General features: G+C 61.7%; 17 protein-coding genes and 1 tRNA gene. 5 read left to right on the top strand and 13 right to left on the bottom strand.

Annotated features, from left to right (window positions below; all coding sequences use genetic code 11):
• Together FQ320_RS05090 and lpdA are read left to right on the top strand one after the other, a co-directional pair.
• Complete coding sequence (locus FQ320_RS05090; RefSeq protein ID WP_148470516.1) at positions 1-390, top strand: MAPEG family protein; 390 nt, start codon at positions 1-3, stop codon at positions 388-390.
• Positions 391-473: 83 nt separating this feature from the next.
• Positions 474-1,859 carry a dihydrolipoyl dehydrogenase gene (gene lpdA / locus FQ320_RS05085; RefSeq protein ID WP_148470515.1) on the top strand — a complete coding sequence of 462 codons (1,386 nt, stop codon included), beginning with the start codon at positions 474-476 and terminating at the stop codon, positions 1,857-1,859.
• Positions 1,860-1,901: 42 nt separating this feature from the next.
• Here lpdA and FQ320_RS05080 read toward each other — a convergent pair whose 3' ends face one another.
• Together FQ320_RS05080 and FQ320_RS05075 are read right to left on the bottom strand one after the other, a co-directional pair.
• Complete coding sequence (locus FQ320_RS05080; protein ID WP_148470514.1) at positions 1,902-2,543, bottom strand: GntR family transcriptional regulator; 642 nt, start codon at positions 2,541-2,543, stop codon at positions 1,902-1,904.
• Entirely contained in the window at positions 2,540-3,229 is a 690-nt protein-coding gene (locus FQ320_RS05075) for a M48 family metallopeptidase (protein WP_148470513.1), read from the bottom strand. Before FQ320_RS05075 ends, FQ320_RS05080 begins: the two co-directional genes overlap by 4 nt.
• Before the next feature lie 191 nt (positions 3,230-3,420).
• Between FQ320_RS05075 and FQ320_RS05070 the strand changes: the two genes are divergently transcribed.
• Entirely contained in the window at positions 3,421-3,741 is a 321-nt protein-coding gene (locus FQ320_RS05070; RefSeq protein WP_148470512.1) for a TIGR02300 family protein, read from the top strand.
• Positions 3,742-3,839: 98 nt separating this feature from the next.
• A tRNA-Ala gene (locus tag FQ320_RS05065) sits at positions 3,840-3,915 on the top strand.
• Between the two features lie 295 nt (positions 3,916-4,210).
• Here the strand turns inward: FQ320_RS05065 and FQ320_RS05060 are convergent.
• From FQ320_RS05060 to FQ320_RS05050, 3 genes are all read right to left on the bottom strand, one after another.
• Positions 4,211-4,924 (bottom strand): SDR family NAD(P)-dependent oxidoreductase, encoded by a 714-nt coding sequence (locus tag FQ320_RS05060; RefSeq protein ID WP_148470511.1) that lies wholly within the window; start codon positions 4,922-4,924, stop codon positions 4,211-4,213.
• A 100-nt stretch (positions 4,925-5,024) separates the two neighbouring features.
• Positions 5,025-6,311: an FAD-binding oxidoreductase gene (locus FQ320_RS05055; RefSeq protein ID WP_148470510.1), complete on the bottom strand. Its 1,287-nt coding sequence runs from the start codon at positions 6,309-6,311 to the stop codon at positions 5,025-5,027.
• Positions 6,312-6,379: 68 nt separating this feature from the next.
• A complete protein-coding gene (locus FQ320_RS05050) occupies positions 6,380-7,312 on the bottom strand; it encodes a glyoxylate/hydroxypyruvate reductase A (protein WP_148470509.1) in 933 nt (310 codons plus the stop codon).
• Between the two features lie 37 nt (positions 7,313-7,349).
• Here FQ320_RS05050 and FQ320_RS05045 point away from each other — a divergent pair, with 37 nt between their 5' ends.
• A complete protein-coding gene (locus tag FQ320_RS05045) occupies positions 7,350-8,264 on the top strand; it encodes a LysR family transcriptional regulator (RefSeq protein WP_148470508.1) in 915 nt (304 codons plus the stop codon).
• A gap of 3 nt (positions 8,265-8,267) precedes the next feature.
• Here FQ320_RS05045 and FQ320_RS05040 read toward each other — a convergent pair whose 3' ends face one another.
• The 8 genes from FQ320_RS05040 to FQ320_RS05005 form a co-directional block, all read right to left on the bottom strand.
• Positions 8,268-8,945, bottom strand: coding sequence for an RraA family protein (locus FQ320_RS05040; RefSeq protein ID WP_148470507.1), 678 nt, complete (start codon positions 8,943-8,945; stop codon positions 8,268-8,270).
• Positions 8,946-8,953: 8 nt separating this feature from the next.
• Positions 8,954-10,237, bottom strand: a complete 1,284-nt coding sequence (locus tag FQ320_RS05035; protein WP_148470506.1) for a TRAP transporter large permease — start codon at positions 10,235-10,237, stop codon at positions 8,954-8,956.
• 3 nt (positions 10,238-10,240) lie between these two features.
• On the bottom strand, positions 10,241-10,804 hold the full coding sequence (locus FQ320_RS05030; protein WP_148470505.1) for a TRAP transporter small permease: 564 nt from the start codon (positions 10,802-10,804) through the stop codon (positions 10,241-10,243).
• On the bottom strand, positions 10,801-11,799 hold the full coding sequence (locus FQ320_RS05025) for a TRAP transporter substrate-binding protein (RefSeq protein WP_148470504.1): 999 nt from the start codon (positions 11,797-11,799) through the stop codon (positions 10,801-10,803). The genes FQ320_RS05030 and FQ320_RS05025 overlap by 4 nt, the downstream gene beginning before the upstream one ends.
• Positions 11,800-11,928: 129 nt before the next feature.
• Positions 11,929-12,738, bottom strand: a complete 810-nt coding sequence (locus FQ320_RS05020) for a creatininase family protein (protein ID WP_148470503.1) — start codon at positions 12,736-12,738, stop codon at positions 11,929-11,931.
• A 98-nt stretch (positions 12,739-12,836) separates the two neighbouring features.
• Positions 12,837-13,829: an ABC transporter ATP-binding protein gene (locus FQ320_RS05015; protein WP_148470502.1), complete on the bottom strand. Its 993-nt coding sequence runs from the start codon at positions 13,827-13,829 to the stop codon at positions 12,837-12,839.
• Positions 13,829-15,697 carry a dipeptide/oligopeptide/nickel ABC transporter permease/ATP-binding protein gene (locus tag FQ320_RS05010; protein ID WP_148470501.1) on the bottom strand — a complete coding sequence of 623 codons (1,869 nt, stop codon included), beginning with the start codon at positions 15,695-15,697 and terminating at the stop codon, positions 13,829-13,831. The genes FQ320_RS05015 and FQ320_RS05010 overlap by 1 nt, the downstream gene beginning before the upstream one ends.
• Positions 15,694-16,653: an ABC transporter permease gene (locus tag FQ320_RS05005; RefSeq protein ID WP_148470500.1), complete on the bottom strand. Its 960-nt coding sequence runs from the start codon at positions 16,651-16,653 to the stop codon at positions 15,694-15,696. Before FQ320_RS05005 ends, FQ320_RS05010 begins: the two co-directional genes overlap by 4 nt.

The following is a 16,653-nucleotide window of genomic DNA, read 5'->3' as shown; positions in this document are numbered from 1 at the left end:
ATGACCCACGAACTCACCATCCTCACCCTCGCCGCCCTGCTACAGGTCGTGCAATTCGCCCTCTATTCTGTCGCCGCACAGCGGCAGGTGGGGTCGAAGGCGGCGATGGGGCCGCGGGATCGCATGGTGGAGTTGACCGGCACCGCCGGGCGGCTTCAGCGGGCGATGAACAACCATTTCGAAGGGCTGATCCTGTTCACCATCGCCGTTGTCGTCGTGACCACCGGCGATCAATCCAGCACCCTAACCCAGAGCTGCGCCACACTCTATCTGATCGCTCGCGTTCTCTACATTCCGGCCTATGTCTGGGGCCTTGCCCCATGGCGCAGCGTTATCTGGAGCGTCGGGCTGCTCGCAACCGTCGTTATGCTGATCGCTGCACTTGTCTGAATCCAACAATCCAATCCATGAAGTCGTACTTTCTACCCTCAGAATTGTACAAATCGAACAAAACACGGCCCAAGGAGAAACCTATGAGCTATGACGTCATCGTAATCGGCTCCGGCCCCGGCGGCTATGTCTGCGCCATCCGTTGCGCCCAACTGGGCCTGAAAACCGCCGTTGTGGAAGGCCGCGAAACGCTTGGGGGCACCTGCCTGAACGTTGGCTGCATCCCGTCCAAGGCACTGCTGCACGCCACCCATATGCTGCACGAAGCCGAGCATAATTTCGCTGCAATGGGCCTCAAGGGCAAATCGCCTTCGGTCGACTGGACGCAGATGCTGAAATACAAGGACGAAACTATCGCCCAGAACACCAAGGGCATCGAATTTCTGTTCAAGAAGAACAAGATCGACTGGATCAAAGGCTGGGCCTCAATCCCCGAGGCAGGCAAGGTTAAGGTCGGCGACGACGTGCATGAGACGAAGAATATCGTCATCGCCTCTGGCTCCGAAGTCGCCACCCTGCCCGGTGTCGAGATTGACGAAAACATCGTTGTCAGTTCGACCGGCGCGCTGGCGCTGAAGAAAATCCCGAAATCCCTGACCGTCATCGGCGCAGGCGTGATTGGCCTTGAAATGGGCAGCGTTTACAAACGTTTGGGCGCCGAAGTTACGGTAATCGAATACCTTGACACCATCACTCCCGGCATGGACGCCGAAGTGCAAAAGGTCTTCAAGCGACTGCTGGAAAAACAGGGCATCAAGTTCATCATGGGTGCTGCGGTTCAGGGGGTTTCCACCGCGAAATCCAAGGCGACAACCACATATAAACTGCGCAAGGATGACAGTGAACACACGCTTGAAAGCGATACCGTTCTGCTGGCCACCGGGCGTAAACCGTTTACCGATGGCCTTGGGCTTGACGCGCTGAACGTTGCGACCAGCAAGCGCGGCATGATCGAAACGGACGCGAACTGGGCGACCAACGTCAAGGGCATCTATGCCATTGGCGACGCGATCACCGGCCCGATGCTGGCCCATAAGGCCGAAGACGAAGGCATGGCAGTGGCTGAAGTTATTGCCGGAAAACAGGGCCATGTGAACTATGGCGTGATCCCCGGCGTGATCTATACCCATCCCGAGGTCGCGACGGTCGGCCAGACCGAAGAGCAGCTGAAAGAGGCCGGTAAATCCTATAAGGTCGGCAAGTTCAGCTTTATGGGCAATGGCCGCGCCAAGGCAAATTTTGCCGGCGACGGCTTTGTCAAACTGCTGGCTGACAAGGACACCGACCGCATCCTTGGCGCACATATCATCGGTCCGATGGCCGGTGATCTGATCCATGAAATCTGCGTCGGGATGGAGTTCGGCGCGGCCGCACAGGACATCGCCATGACCTGCCACGCCCACCCCACCTATTCCGAAGCAGTGCGCGAGGCGGCCCTTGCCTGCGGCGACGGGGCAATCCACAGCTGACCCACCTGCCCCCCCTCAGATACGCGTGGGGGGGCAGCCAGCCTAAGCCAGCAGCAGGCGCAACCCCTGCGTGACATCGGTGCGTACCGCCAGCCGCAATCCCGGCTCATCCCCCGCCCGCAACGCCGCGAGGATGATCCGGTGGCCCGAAGGCTCTTCAGTCCGGCGCAGGCGGCCATACAGGCGCCGCATGGTCGGTCCAAGTTGCAACCAGACGGTCTCGCACATCGCCAGCATCGCCGGGGCCTGAGCGCGCAGATAAAGCGTGCGGTGAAATTCCAGATTCGTCCGAAGATACCCGACCGCGTCGTGCCGCGCGATCACATCAGCCATGCCGCCATTGATCGCCGCCAATCGGTCGATCAGCGCGATATGCGCGCGCGGCAGGGCGCGACTGGCGAGTTCGACCTCGATCAGCGCCCGCAGCGCACCCAGTTCCTCGATCCGCTCGTTGCTGAGTTCAGGTGTGGAAACCCGCCCGGATGACGACAGCGACAGCGCGCCCTCGGCCACCAGACGGCGCACCGCCTCGCGGGCCGGTGTCATCGAAACGTCGAATTGCTTGCCGATACCGCGCAGGGTCAGCGCGGCGCCCGGGGCAATCTCACCATGCATGATCTGGCCGCGCAAAGCGCGATAGACCCGTTCGTGCGCCGCCTGGGTGCCATCCGAGGGGCGAATCATCCGCGGAACGTCCAGCGGTGCAGACTGGCGCCTTCACGGCGCAGCCAGGCGCGTGGCGCGGCGTAACCGGGCAACAGCCGCGCCACTTCGGCCCAGAACGCCGGTGAATGATCCATTCGCGCCAGATGCGCGACCTCATGGGCCGCGACATAATCAAGCACCTCGGGTGGGGCCAGAATCAGCCGCCAAGAATACATCAGATCGCCGACCGACGAACACGATCCCCAGCGCGACCGGGTATCGCGCAGGGTCAACCGACCATAGCTGCGCCCCAGAACCGCGGCGTGACGATCCGATGACGCAGCCAGCCGGGTTCGGGCCAATTGTTTCAAAAACGCCTCGGTCTTGGCCCCCGGCGCCTCGGTTGTGGGCAGAAACAGGACACCATCGGCAACCTGCGGTGCCCGCCCCCTGCCCTGTTCGATCCGGTGCAGTCGCCCCTCGATCGGCAGCAGCGCGCCGAATTCAACCGCCGCGACCTCGGGGTGGCGGGCAAGCTGGCTTCGGATCCAGTCTTCCTTTTCCCGGGCGAAGCCCATCGCCTCGGCTTCGGTTCCCCGACGGGGCAGAGTCAGCGTGACCCGCCCGTCAAGCCCCGACACCCGCAGCGAAATACGCCGCGCAATCGGGGACCGGCGCAAAACAATATCGATTGGGGGGTTGCCCGGCAGAATCGCTTGACCCATACAGAACCTTTCTGACGCGCCGCACGGCTTCGGCCGCTGTTTATGCCTCAGGATACACTAGCGCCGCAGGGCCACAACCGACCATAGCAAAACCGCGATTCTATTGCTGTCAATGCAGTCTTTGACACCACGCGGCGGCTGTGTCATGGGAACGCGGATTTGACAATAGACGCCAGCCAGAAAGGGTGACCATGCCCAACGAAGAATGGGGCACCAAACGGGTGTGCCCGACCACAGGAAAACGGTTCTACGACCTGAACAAGTCGCCCGTCGTCAGCCCCTATACGGGCGAAGTCGTCGCGATTGACACGGGCAAGGGTTCGCGCACCATGCTGGCCGACAAGGCCGACAAAAACAGCGCCAAGGACAAAGAAAACGACGACGAAGAAGTCGTCCTGGATGATGACGACGATACCGATGTCGATCTGGGCGATGATGTTCTTGAAGACGACGACGATGACGACACTGTTTCGCTCGACGAAATCGCCGATGTGGCGAAGGACGAAGAGTAACCAGAACCGGGGTGGACGCGGGGTGCGATTTTTCGCTTGAACTGCCCCGCGCCATCCCCTAGAGACGCGCAAGTAGCCGCCTACAAGCGGATGCGCACGGGGCCTTAGCTCAGCTGGGAGAGCGCCTGCATGGCATGCAGGAGGTCAGCGGTTCGATCCCGCTAGGCTCCACCATACCCACTTATTACACTCCCTCTACCGCCTTCGGGTGCGATGGACCGCGTAGCGGCATCGGGGCGGCATGCGGCGGCAGCCCGCCGTTCGATGTGCTGAGTTTTGCTCCAGACTGAATCGCGATCGCGCGGGCATCCTTGATTGCGCCGCCGCGTTGTGCTGCGGATTCCTGCGTTATCCACGGACGTGCCTGAGTTCAGTGTGTTTCAGGCCCCTTCGGTGCGATTCTGCCAGCCGTGTTTGGCGAGAATGAATCGATTTCAAACTGCATTGTCGTTCAATCGGACCCTGCGCTTCAAAGCGTGTCTTCCAGCCGACAATTGACCAGCAGTTCCGCGATTGCCGCAGTGTTGGGCAAAGCAATCACGGTACAGATCAGTTCGGCCAGATCACCGGGCGCGATCATTTCATCGCGGGACACTTTGGTGACCTCCGAGGTCAGGTCGGTTTCGACGAAGCCGGGGCAGACGACGGTGGCGCGCACGCCATGATCCCAACCCGCCCGACGCGTCGCCTGATTCAGCGCCATCATCGCGAATTTCGTTGCGCCATAGGCGATGTTGTCATTCCGGATCCGCTTGCCCGACAACGACGACAGATTGACGATCCGCCCCGAACCCGAGGCTTTCAGATGCGGCAGGCAGGCGCGGGTCATGAACAGCGGGCCCTTGAAGTTGATCGCCCAAAGCGCATCCAGATCGGCCTCGTCCCCGTGTTCGATGGAAAAGCTGTTCGAGGCCCCGGCATTGTTGACCAAGCCGTCAATCCGCCCAAAGCGTTCGGCGGTCGCCTCGACCCAGGCAGAGTGGCTGGCCCGGTCTGCCGCATCATAGCGGGCGCACAACAGCCGGTCACCGGCCAGATCACCCAGATCGCTTGCCAGCGCCTCGGCGTCCCGCGCAGCGGCGCTGATTGAATATCCCTTCTTGTGCAAAAGCCGCGTCACTGCGCGTCCAATGCCACGGTTGGCGCCAGAAACCATGATCACCCGGCCTGTCGGATCAAGCATTTTGAACGTCCTTCCATTTTGCGCGACAGCGTAAGCGCCAGAGCGCTGCCCACAAGGCCACCGCCGACGATAACGACACCCGGCACGGACTCGGGCGCGCTCATGTCGCAAAACGCGACAGCGCGAAGGGCGCGGTATCGACGATGGGATTGCGCCCTGTGGCCAGTTCGGCCACCACCCGCCCGACGCCCGGGCCGATCCCGAACCCGTGCCCCGACAGCCCTGTCGCCACCCACAGCCCGGCGCATCCGGGCATCTCGTCGATGATCGGCAATTCATCCGGTGTCACGTCGATCATTCCCGCCCATGTCCCCGCGATTTGGATATTGCCCAGTTGCGGATGCAGCGCCTTGGCCGAGGTCAACATATTTCGGGCCAGCGCGGTGTTCGGGCCGGGATCAAGGACGCGGGTCCGCTCGAACGGCGATTCCTGATCCAGCGACCAGCGCCCATGCCCGAGATCGCCGAAAAACTCGGTTCCTGCGCGCAGTTGCATCGTATTCCAGCGCAGTTTCATCTGTGGGATATAGGCCCGGAAATGGCGAAACGCCGCCGGAATCAGATCAAAGCGCGCCGCATGGGTGCGCCCGATGGTATAGCCCCCATCGCCCCGTCGGCGCAGCGAAGCTGAGGTCGCACCCAGCCCGCCGGGGTGGATTTCCGGCCCCGGCGTGGTGCGCAGAACGGTCGAGCGGACGCCTAGTTGCGGAATGAAAATGCCCATGTTTTCAAGAAAGGTGCGCGACCAGGCGCCCCCGCCCAGGATCACCGAGTCACAGGCGATTGGACCGCGTTCAGTCACCACATGAGAGACCCGCCCGCCGCTGTGCTCGACACCGCGCGCCGCACAGCCTTCGATCACAATGGCTCCGGCTTCGCGCGCCAGACGCCCAAGGGCCGGCACCGCAAGGCCCGGTTCGGCGGTCATGTCCGAAGCGGTGTGGATCGCGCCCTTGAACCGCCTGTCGTCTCGTCCAAGCAGAGCGTCCGTTTCGGCCGACCCAAGCACTTTGCAGTCCAGCTGAAACCCGCGCGCGCTTTCGACCCAGTCGCGGCGCGCGGCGAATTCGGCATCGTCCATGGCAAGGTAAGTGGTGCCGACCACGGCCATTCGGATTTCTTTGGCGATCGGGGCGGCGATCGATTTCCACTCCCGCTCGCTCTCGATCATCAGGGGCAGTTCGATGGGGTCACGCCCCTGTTTGCGGATCCAGCCCCAGTTGCGCGAGGATTGTTCCGCAGCCACCCGGCCCTTTTCGACCAGAACCACCGACACTCCGGCGCGTGCCAGAAACAGCGCCGCCGTAACGCCGACAACGCCGCCGCCGATCACGACGACATCGGCTCTGGCGGGAAATGTGGCGTCAGGGTCTTGGGTTAGCAACATTCCGGCGGCTCCTTGGATGGTGTCGGCGCAGCGTGTTTCAGCGCCGACACCAAGTCAAGCGGCGGGTGTCAGTAGCCCCGCGCAGCGTCGGCCATATCCGGACAGGTGCCGGTTTCCGCAAAGATCTTGAGGTTGGCCGCAATCAGCCGACCACCCGTGGCGGCGTCGATCTGCGACGCAACGTGGGGGGTGACGGTGATAGCGGAATTCGCCCAGAACGCGTTGTCGGCCGGCAGCGGCTCTTGATGGAAAACGTCCAGCGTCGCCTGTTTGATCTGGCCTGACTCCAGTGCTGCAATCAAATCGCCGTCGACGAGATGGCCGCCGCGGGCGCAGTTGATGACGCAGGCACCCTTGGGCAGCTTGCCAAAAAGGTCGGCGTTCAGGATGCCCTTGGTCGAATCCGTCAAGGGCAGCAGGTTCACGAGGATTTCACAGCCCGACAGAAACGCATCCATTCCGTCGGCCCCGGCAAAGGTTTCGACGCCTTCAATGTCCTTGCCCGATTTCGACCAACCGCGCGCAGCAAACCCCAGCCCTGCCAGCGTCTTTGCCGCCGCAGCACCCAGATTGCCCAAGCCCATGACGCCGACCACACGGTTTGGCGCCACCGGCACAACGATAGCGTGCCAGTCCTTTTCGGCCTGCGCCTGCAACTGGCGCGGCATGTCGCGGTGATGGCGCAGCACATGCAGCGCCACATATTCGCGCATCCGCTGTGTCAGGTCGTCGCCCACGGTGCGGATGATCGGCACGCCTTTGGGCAGTTCCGGATCGGCCAGCACGTGGTCGATACCCGCGCCAATCGAAACAATCACCTCGAGATTCGGGAATCGGGCCATGTCGCCCGCGCGCGGACGCCAGACGACGGCGTGCTTGACAGCCGACGGATCTTCGATTTCATCAATCGCGGCAATATCCCAGCCGGGCAGAAGGCCTTGCAGCATTTCCACCCACCATTGGGTCTTATCTTGGGCGGGCAGGTAGACAGCGACGGTCATAAGTGATCCTTTAACTCGTGGTATTGGTGGAATTACGATGAATTTCAAACAGCTTGAAGCGTTCTATTGGCTCAGTCAGATCCAGAACTACCGCAGGACTGCTGAACGGCTGGGATTGACCCAACCGGCTGTTTCGGCGCGCATTCAGGGACTTGAAACCGATCTTGGCAAGACGCTGATCGACCGGGATGCGCCAGAATTTCGCCTGACCGACCAGGGGGTCGAGGTGGCGGAGTTTGCGCTCAGTTTTCTGCACCTGCGCGAGGCGATGACCGCCCGGCTTCAGGACAAGAAAAAGCGGCGCATTTCCATCGGTGTGGCGGGAATGGCGACGATCACATGGGGACCGGCGCTGCGCGACAGGGTAATGGCCGAACATCCTGACATCCTGCTGGATTTCTATTCCGCGTCCGATTTGCAACTTGGAAAGTTCATCGAGGCCGGCACATTGGATCTGGCCTTTACCGCCGGTGGCGAGCGCGCAAGGAACGCCCACTTTTCCGTGATTTACGATGTCGGATGGGTGGCGCGGCCCGATCTGATCGAGGGACAGATCCTGCCGATGACACCCGAAACCCTGCGCGATCTGCCGCTGGTGCTCTATCCGAAATCCTCGCCGTTGTTCAATCCGGTGGCCGAATACGTCGATGAAATGTCGACACGCCCCGCGCCCCGTCATTATGGCAACTCGTTGACAACCATCTGCGAGATGCTGCGCCTGGGCTATGGCGCCTCGGCGCTGTCCAAGGTCGCGCTGGAAGAAGACCTGTTGGCGGGCCGGTTGGTGGAGATTCCGGTGACCCGCCCGATCGCGCCGCTGAAAGTCACATGCAGCTATGTCAACCGGGCGCGGCGCAAGCAGGTGGGCACGATCCTTGAGATCGCCCAAGAGGTGGCGCAGGAGTGGTGCAAAGCCCACAGTCGCTACAGCACGTTCACCCACCTGCCCTGATCCTCAGCCGTTCAGCTTGGCGTTGACCATCTTTGTCGCGCCGGAGAGTTCGCCCAGATGGGTGCCCGCGCTGACTTTGGCCTCGGAGATGCGACCCCGTTCGGTCCTCGGCTCACCTTCGGCCAGAACCGCGTCCAGATCTTCTGGTGCGATAAACAGAACGCCGGAATCGTCGGCCAGAACCGCATAGCCGGGCAGAACCGCCGCGCCACCGATACTGACTGGCACGTTGAACCCACCGCCCGAGTTGTAAAGCCGCGTCGTCACCGGCGAAGGCCCGCGCGACCACATCGCGAAGCCCTGTTCTTCGACCTCAAGCGTGTCGGTGTGCGGGCCGTCGATGCAGGCGCCTTCCAGTCCCATCATCGCCGCCATCCGCGTGACACCCCCGCCCCAGCAGGCGTATTTGGTATCGCCCAGCCGGTCGACCGCCATGAAATAGCCCGGGCCGACCTCACTCAGACAGTGATGCAGCAGCGTGGAATCAAGTCCCGGAATCGCCAGTGTCACCACAGTGCCGGTAACCACCTTGCCCTTCAGCACCGGCTGAATCGCGGGTGCCGTAAAGCCGAAGTGATAAAAGTGACCGATGGTCGCGGTTTCCAGCTTTGCCAGACGATCCAGTTTGCTCTGGTCGATCTTCGGCGGCATCGGGTTCATTTTGTAAAAAAGATTGGTCATTATCAGTCCTATTGTTTTCCAAGAACGAGATCGGGAAGGAAGGTGGACACCGCTGGCACATAGGTCAGCAGGATCAGCACCACGATCAGCGGCACCAGCATCGGCAGAACCGCCATTGTCACTTTTTCAAACGGCACCCGGCCAACTTCGGACACGATGTACAGTCCGATGCCCATGGGCGGTGTCGCAATACCGATCAGCAGGCCCAGTTGGATGATGATGCCGAAATGCACCCGGTCGATACCATAGGCATCGATCAGCGGCAAAAGCGTCGGCACCAGGATCAGCTTGGCCGGCACACCTTCGACGACACAGCCGACGAGGATGATGAAAACCAGCAGCAGCCCAAGGAACACGTTGCGGTTGTCGGTCATCGAGAATGTCCACTCGGCCAGCTTTTGCGGCGTCTGGTCAATCGCCAGCAACCACCCCATCGCAATCGAGAAGGCGATGATGATCATGATAACCGCCGTCACCATGGCGGTATCGCTGAGCGCGTCGAAGAACCCCTTCCACGTCAGCTCCTTGTACCAGATGCCAAGGATGATGCAGTAAAGACAGGCCAGAACGCCCGCTTCGGTTGCCGTGACGAAACCAAACATGATCGACCCGAGGATGATCGCGGGTGCCATCAGGGCGGCAAAGCCGTGGCGTGCGGTATGGGTCACCTCTTGCACCGTGGCGCGTTTCTGGGTCGGGAAATCGCGGAACTCGGCAAGGATGCGCACATAGATCATCAGCGCCAGACCGACGATGAGACCGGGGATCAGCCCCGCCAGAAACATCCGTTCGATCGATTGCTGCGCAAGAAACGCATAGATCACCAGACCGATGGAGGGCGGAATAAGCGGCCCGATGACCGAGGACGCAACCGTGATCGCGGCGGCAAAGGCGGGTTTGTATCCGGCCTCGCGCATGGCCTTGATCTCGATCGCGCCAAGACCGGCGCAATCGGCGACGGCGGCCCCGGAAATGCCCGCAAAGATCATCGACGACAGCACGTTCACCTGTGCCAGCCCGGCCTTGAGATGTCCGACAAGCGCGTTGGCAAAGGCAAAGATGCGCCCGGTCACCCCGGTCACGTTCATCAGGTTGCCGGCCATGATAAAGAACGGCACGGCGGTCAGCGACGCCTTGTTCACCCCTTCCAGCATCTGCTGCGGGATAATCTGCAATGCGTTCGAGAAATCGGACGTCAGAAAGGTAAGAACAACAGCGGTACCGATCGCAATCGAGATCGGTACGCGCATCAGAATCAAGACAAGAAAGCTGCCGAACAGAATCCACGCCATCAATCAGGCCTCCGGGAGGTGGTCGGTGATGTTCTCGGGCATTCCGGCGGCCATCTTGGCCAAGTCCAGAATGGCGGTCCAGGCAACCAGAACCGTCGAGATCATCAAGGGAATAGAAAGCGCCAGACGCGGCAGTTCAAGGCCTTGGGGCAGGATCGCACCGTCGAACACACCGCGCGACGTGGCGATGACCGTGGGGACCTGTGAAATAAGAACACCGGTGACAAGAAGCGTGGCAGCATCGGTCAGAATACGGGTCAGGGCAAAACCCTTTGGGCCCAGCTTGTTGGCCAGAAAATCGACGCGCACGTCTTTCAGCCGGGCGTAGAGCGCGAAGAACCCAAAGAACGATAGCCAGACGAAGAATACCATCGTCCAGGGCCACATCCAGTAGAACGAAATGTCAAACGGACGAAGGACAATCGTCGCGGTGGTCAGCCCCAGCATCGCCAGCAGGCAGATATTCGAAAGCCACATGAACGCGCCACCCAACGACCAGTTGAACCGGTCAATCGCGTTGAGGGCCCGCGTGAGCGGACCCTCCGGCTGATATTCGTGCGGAGTCAATTCGGCGCTCGCGAGGATTCAATTGCCTCGACAAAGCCTTCGGGAAGTTCGCCCTTGGCGGCCATGTCATCGTAATAGACGCGCATCTTTTCAACCAGCGGGGCGGTGTCGATCACGGTATAGGTCGTGCCCGCAGCCTTCATCCGCTCGATCCCCTCGTCGGCAACCTTGAACATCAGGTCCTCGGAAAAGTCGCCGGTCTCGTCATAGGCTTTCATCAGGCCCGCGAGGGTGGCCTCGTCCAACTCGCCCAGCGCCTGTTCGTTGACCATAAAGCCGATCGACTGCCAGTATTCGTCATGGCGCGCGATATAGGGTGCGACCTCGTTGAAACGCATGGATTCAACCAGGGCGATGGGTGAATTCACCGCCTCGACGATGCCCTTGGAGATACCCTGATACACTTCGGTCCAAGGCAGCGTGATCACTTCGGCACCCAGAGTATCCCAGGTTTCGATGGCGACCTTGTTCTCATGCATCCGCAGTTTGATGTTCTTCATGTCGTCGGCCGAATTGACCGGCTTGTTCGACACCATCACCCGGAACGGCCCGCGCAACACGCGCGTCGGATCGCCCAGCGGGCGCACGCCTGCCTGTTCGGCTGCATGATCGAACCAGCCAGTGACGGTGTCCGACGCCATGAACCGCTTCCAATGATCGATATCGTCGAAGGCAAAAGCGGCAGAGGTCCAGGCCAGCGCCGGCTCCCATTTCTTCATATATCCGAAACCTTCGGCATAGATCTGGATGATATTGGCCTGCAGCTGCTCCAGAACCGCGTCTTCCTTGCCCAGCTGTTCGTTGGGAAAGACGTCGATCGTCAGTTCGCCGTTGGTGTATTCGTTGGTCAACTCGGAAAATTTATCGAACACTTTGCCTTCAGGGCTGTCCACCGGCATCTTGGTGGCCATGCGCCAGGTCGTTTCGGCCTGACCGGCGGCGGCAAAGGCAAACACCATGGCAGTGGCCAGGCTGAGTCTTGCAATCGTCTTCATGTCGTCTCTCCCCAGTAGGTTGTTGTAACTGCTTCAATACCTGCGCGACACCGCCGCGCCCTGTAAGTCATGCAAGCCCTGCGCGACGCCCATCTTCAATCAGGCAGAAATCAGGCAGGGCGCGCATTGTCAGTCGTGCAAGCCGCGCGCAACATGGTCGCGCACAAGACCCGCACCGATCTCGGCCAGCCGGGCAACCAGCTTTTCGCCGGTTTCGGCGCTGCTCAGGTTCGGATCACAATTATACGCGCCGGTTTCGGTGGCTTCCAGAGCCTCGATCGGCGCCTGAATGTTCACCCCATCATAGCGCAGAGTTGAAAAGCCGGACACTTCAAGCCCTTTGACCTTTGCTCCGGTCGGCGCCGGGCGGATCAAATCTGCACGCAGCAGATCAGGGTAAAAATGCAGCCCGACAGAGGTCAGCGGATCGCCACCGTGGCCGGACGATTTCTTTGCCTTCTCAGCACCGATCAGATCGGGCAGCAGCCCATAGGCGACCTGCCACAGATACATCGACGGAACGAACAACCCCGCCTTGTGACGCCAGCGCAGCGCGACCTCGGTGATCACCGGCACGTTGCCGCCATGACCGTTGACGATCATGATCTTGCGGATGCCGTGGCGGGTCAGACAGGCGAACATGTCGTCGATGATACCGGCCAGCGTGGCGTGGCTGATCGAGATACCGCCATGGCTCGAGTCGAAATAGTCGCGACCCCCGAACGGGATGACCGGTGCGACGAAAGTGGCGACACCATCGGCGCGGGCGGTTTTGGCGATTTCCAGCGCCACCAGATCGGCCGCAAGGTAATCCCCCATCGGCGCGTGGATGCCCTGATCCTCGAGCGATCCCATGGGAAGAAGCACGACGGCATCTTCCGTCAGGTTCTGGCGGGCTTCTTCAGATGTCAGTTCGGCCATGCGGATCTTGTCGATCATGGGTACGCTCCTGTTTGTTGTGCGTGAACGTTGGGGCATTGAAACGGTCGCGGGGGGTCCCCGTCCAATTCAAAAGCCTTGTCGAACGATAGATAAATTTATGCCGGCTCGGCTATCTTGACCGGCCCGGCCTTGATACAGGCCGCGCGCCAGCCATCCTCCTGGGGCGTCAGCGGCGGGACCGCCTGCGCACAAGCGGGTTCGGCAATCGGGCAGCGGGTACGGAATGGACAGCCGGATGGCGGGTTCATCGGGCTGGGCAGTTCGCCGGGCAACACCCGATCACCCAGTGCCGCATGACGCGGTTCCAGCGAGGGCGTCGATTCCAGCAGGGCGCGGGTATAGGGATGCGCGGGCGTGCCAAACACCTTGGCGGCCGGTCCTTCCTCGACGATGCGGCCAAGGTACATCACGACGATCCGGTTACACAGGTGGCGCACCACATGCAGGTCGTGACTGATGAACAGCATGGCAAGATCAAGATCCTGCCGCAGATCCATCAACAGGTTCACCACCTGCGCCTGAATCGACACGTCCAGCGCCGACACGGGTTCATCGGCGACAATGAAATCGGGACGTGTGGCAAGGGCACGGGCGATGGCAACACGCTGGCGCTGACCGCCGGAAAATTCGTGCGGACGACGGCGCACAGACTCGGGCGAGAGGCCCACCTGCTCGGTCAGGCGCAGCACCTCTTCGGCGATCTTGTCACTTGGGACGATATTGTGGATCCGCAAGCCGTCGGCGATCTGCGCGCCAACACTGCGGCGCGGATCAAGCGATCCGAACGGATCCTGAAACACCATCTGCATCCGACGCGCCAGCCTGCGCCGCTCGCCCCCCTTCACGTCGGCCAGATCGCGCCCGTCAAATTCAACCGAGCCGGTCGTGGGTGCATCAAGCCCCATCATCATCCGCCCCAGAGTGGATTTGCCGCAGCCCGACTCTCCGACCACGCCGAGGGTTTCGCCCCGCGCCACGGTCAGGTCGACATCGCGCACTGCCCAGACATCGCGCGGCCGGCCCAAGAGCCCCTGACGCATGGGGAAATTTCGGCCCAACCCGTGGGCCTGTACCAATGGTCCGGTCATCAGGTCACCTCCTCCCAGCGAATACAGCGGGTGCGCCGGTCGGGTGCCGGGCGTTCAATGTCGGGCATGGCGGCGGAACAGGCGGCGATCGCATGGTCACATCGGGGTGCAAAGCGGCAGCCCGGCGGCATGTTGTGCGGCGTCGGCACCGTGCCCGGAATCGCCACCAGCCGGTCGGCGCCGCCTTCGGGAACCGAAGCGATCAGCGCGGCGGTATAGGGGTGGCGCGGACGGGCAAACACCTGATCCACCGGCCCCTCTTCGACCACTTCACCGGCATACATCACCGTCACCTGATCGGCGATCTCGGCCACAACCGCCAGATCATGGGTGACAAAGATCAGCCCCATGCCTTCGGTTTCATCCTTCAGCGTCTGGAACAGGGTCAGGATCTGCGCCTGAATCGTCGGGTCAAGCGCGGTTGTCGGCTCGTCAGCGATCAGAAGACGGGGTTCATTCGCCACAGCCACCGCGATCATCGCCCGCTGCCGTTGCCCGCCCGAAAGCTCGTGCGGATAGGAACGAACCCGGCTTTCGGGATCGGGCAGACCGACCTGCCGCAGCAGGGCAACGACCCGCTTATTCAGCGCGGCATCGTCGATGTCATTATGCGCACGGATCGCCTCGCCCAACTGTTCACCGATACGCAAAACCGGGTTCAGCGCGGCAGCGGCATCCTGAAACACCATCGACACCTCGCGGCCCCGCAGGGTGCGGAACGCGTCTTCGTCCAGTTTGGACAGATCCACCTGTGTGCCATCGCGGGTGTTGAACAGAGCCCGCCCACCGCTGATGCTCAGAACGTCGGGCAACAGCCCGGTCAAGGCGAGACCCGTCAGCGTCTTGCCCGATCCGCTTTCGCCGACGATGGCGCGGGTTTCCCCCGGCATCACGGTAAAGGACACGCCGCGCACCAGTTCGATCATGCCGGTTTCGGCGTGCAGCCGGATCGACATGTCCTCGACCCGCAACAGGGCGTCAGCCTCGGCGGCGACCTTGGCAACAGGTGTCGGGGCCGGAGCATTGCGCCCACGACGCAGCCACAGCGCGCCACCGCCGGTCACTCCGCGGGGATCAAGTGCCGATTGCAGCCGGTCGCACAACAGATTGAAGGTCAGGATCGTGCCCGCCAGCGCCAGCGACGGCCAGACCAGCAACAGCCACTGCTGCTCCATCGCGCCCCGTGCGGCCCGGATCATCAACCCCCAGGACGGTGTCGGCGGCACAACCCCAAGTCCCAGAAAGCTGAGCCCGCTTTCGATCACCATCGCCGATGCAACGACCAGCGACATCTGCACCAGAAGCGGCGGCAGTATGTTGGGCAGCACGGTCCGCGCCAGAATCTGCACCGGATGGGCACCCATGGCGGTCTGCGCCGTGACAAAATCAAGCGACCGAACCTGCAAGGTCGCAGCATAGACCACCCGCGCATAGTTTGGCGTATAAAGCAGCGTCAGCGCCAGGATCAGCGGCCATGTCCCCGCCCCCAGAATCGTAACCACGAGCAGCGCCAGAAGCAGCGGCGGCAGGCACAGGATCACTTCGGAAAACCGGACGGTGATAACCTCGACGAAGCCACGAAAAAACCCGCCCAAAAGACCCAGCGTGGTGCCGATGACGGCAGCGGCCAGTGCCGAGCCGATGGCGATGAACAACGATGCCCGTCCGCCCCAGATCAGCCGCGACAACACGTCCCGCCCGAATTCATCCTGTCCAAGCCAATGTTCCGACGAGGGCGCCGAAAATCGCCCGGGGATGTCCATCAACCGGACATCGGCCAGCGGCAGGAACGGTGCCAGCAACACCAGCGCGGCGATGATGGCCGCAATTGCGGTCGGCAGGATCAGCTTGCGTTGCGCCCGGTTCATCGGCGCACCAGGCTGATGCGCGGATCAAGGGCTGCATTGATCACATCGACCAGCAGGTTCAGGAACACGAAAAGAATGGAAATAGTCATTACGATACCTACGACTTCGGGGTAATCCCGTGCATCGACCGCCGCGACAAGATACCCGGACAGGCCGGGCCAGTTGAACACGAACTCAACCAGAACCGTGCCACCGATCAGCGTGCCCATCTCAAGGCCCAGGATCGTCAGAACGGGGATCATCGCGTTGCGCACCACATGGCGGCGCAGAATACGCTTACGCGGCAGCCCCTTGGCGCGGGCGGTGCGCACATAGTCCCGTTGCAACACCTCCAGCACCGAAGCCCGGCTCATCCGCGTGATCACCGCCAGCAGCGACAGCGCGACGGTGCCCGCAGGCAAAAGCAACAACCGGATATGGCCGACAGGATCTTCGGAAAACGGAATAAAGCCCCCCGCCGGCATGATTTTCAGCTTTTGCGCGAAGATCAGGATCACCACCGTGCCCACCACGAAAACCGGTGTCGACAGTGCCGCCGAGGCGAAGAACGAAATCGCACCGTCGGCCCGGCCATTGGCATGGATCGCCGCATAGGTGCCAAGCGGCACGCCAATGCCCGTGGCGATCAGGGCGGCTGTCACGATCACCTCAAGGGTGCGGGGAAGCCGCTTGGCGATCTGTTCGACCACCGGCGCGCCGTCACGAAACGACACGCCGAGATCACCGGTGAGCACTCCGCCCAGATGGTCGATATATTGCTGCCAGATGGGCGCGTTCAGGCCCATCTTTTCTCGCAGCGCCGCAACTGCCGCCGGATCGGCGGCAATCGAACCCTGAGACAGCAGAAGTTCAGCCGGATCCCCGGGGATGAGGTGCAGCAGCAAAAACACTGCTGTCACCACCACCCAGACGAGAAACAGCGCGACGACGCTGCGATAAGCGATATATCTCAACAT

Source organism: Oceaniovalibus sp. ACAM 378, assembly GCF_008085915.1.
GTDB lineage: Bacteria > Pseudomonadota > Alphaproteobacteria > Rhodobacterales > Rhodobacteraceae > Oceaniglobus.
The sequence above is the reverse complement of the archived record's forward strand: the minus strand, read 5'-3'. Positions and strand labels throughout refer to the sequence as shown.

Coding starts and splice junctions, on each gene's coding strand:
- FQ320_RS05090 (WP_148470516.1), top strand. CDS start 1: ATGACCCACGAACTCACCATCCTCACCCTCGCCGCCCTGCTACAGGTC.
- lpdA (WP_148470515.1), top strand. CDS start 474: ATGAGCTATGACGTCATCGTAATCGGCTCCGGCCCCGGCGGCTATGTC.
- FQ320_RS05080 (WP_148470514.1), bottom strand. CDS start 2,543: ATGATTCGCCCCTCGGATGGCACCCAGGCGGCGCACGAACGGGTCTAT.
- FQ320_RS05075 (WP_148470513.1), bottom strand. CDS start 3,229: ATGGGTCAAGCGATTCTGCCGGGCAACCCCCCAATCGATATTGTTTTG.
- FQ320_RS05070 (WP_148470512.1), top strand. CDS start 3,421: ATGCCCAACGAAGAATGGGGCACCAAACGGGTGTGCCCGACCACAGGA.
- FQ320_RS05060 (WP_148470511.1), bottom strand. CDS start 4,924: ATGCTTGATCCGACAGGCCGGGTGATCATGGTTTCTGGCGCCAACCGT.
- FQ320_RS05055 (WP_148470510.1), bottom strand. CDS start 6,311: ATGTTGCTAACCCAAGACCCTGACGCCACATTTCCCGCCAGAGCCGAT.
- FQ320_RS05050 (WP_148470509.1), bottom strand. CDS start 7,312: ATGACCGTCGCTGTCTACCTGCCCGCCCAAGATAAGACCCAATGGTGG.
- FQ320_RS05045 (WP_148470508.1), top strand. CDS start 7,350: ATGAATTTCAAACAGCTTGAAGCGTTCTATTGGCTCAGTCAGATCCAG.
- FQ320_RS05040 (WP_148470507.1), bottom strand. CDS start 8,945: ATGACCAATCTTTTTTACAAAATGAACCCGATGCCGCCGAAGATCGAC.
- FQ320_RS05035 (WP_148470506.1), bottom strand. CDS start 10,237: ATGGCGTGGATTCTGTTCGGCAGCTTTCTTGTCTTGATTCTGATGCGC.
- FQ320_RS05025 (WP_148470504.1), bottom strand. CDS start 11,799: ATGAAGACGATTGCAAGACTCAGCCTGGCCACTGCCATGGTGTTTGCC.
- FQ320_RS05020 (WP_148470503.1), bottom strand. CDS start 12,738: ATGATCGACAAGATCCGCATGGCCGAACTGACATCTGAAGAAGCCCGC.
- FQ320_RS05015 (WP_148470502.1), bottom strand. CDS start 13,829: ATGACCGGACCATTGGTACAGGCCCACGGGTTGGGCCGAAATTTCCCC.
- FQ320_RS05010 (WP_148470501.1), bottom strand. CDS start 15,697: ATGAACCGGGCGCAACGCAAGCTGATCCTGCCGACCGCAATTGCGGCC.
- FQ320_RS05005 (WP_148470500.1), bottom strand. CDS start 16,653: ATGTTGAGATATATCGCTTATCGCAGCGTCGTCGCGCTGTTTCTCGTC.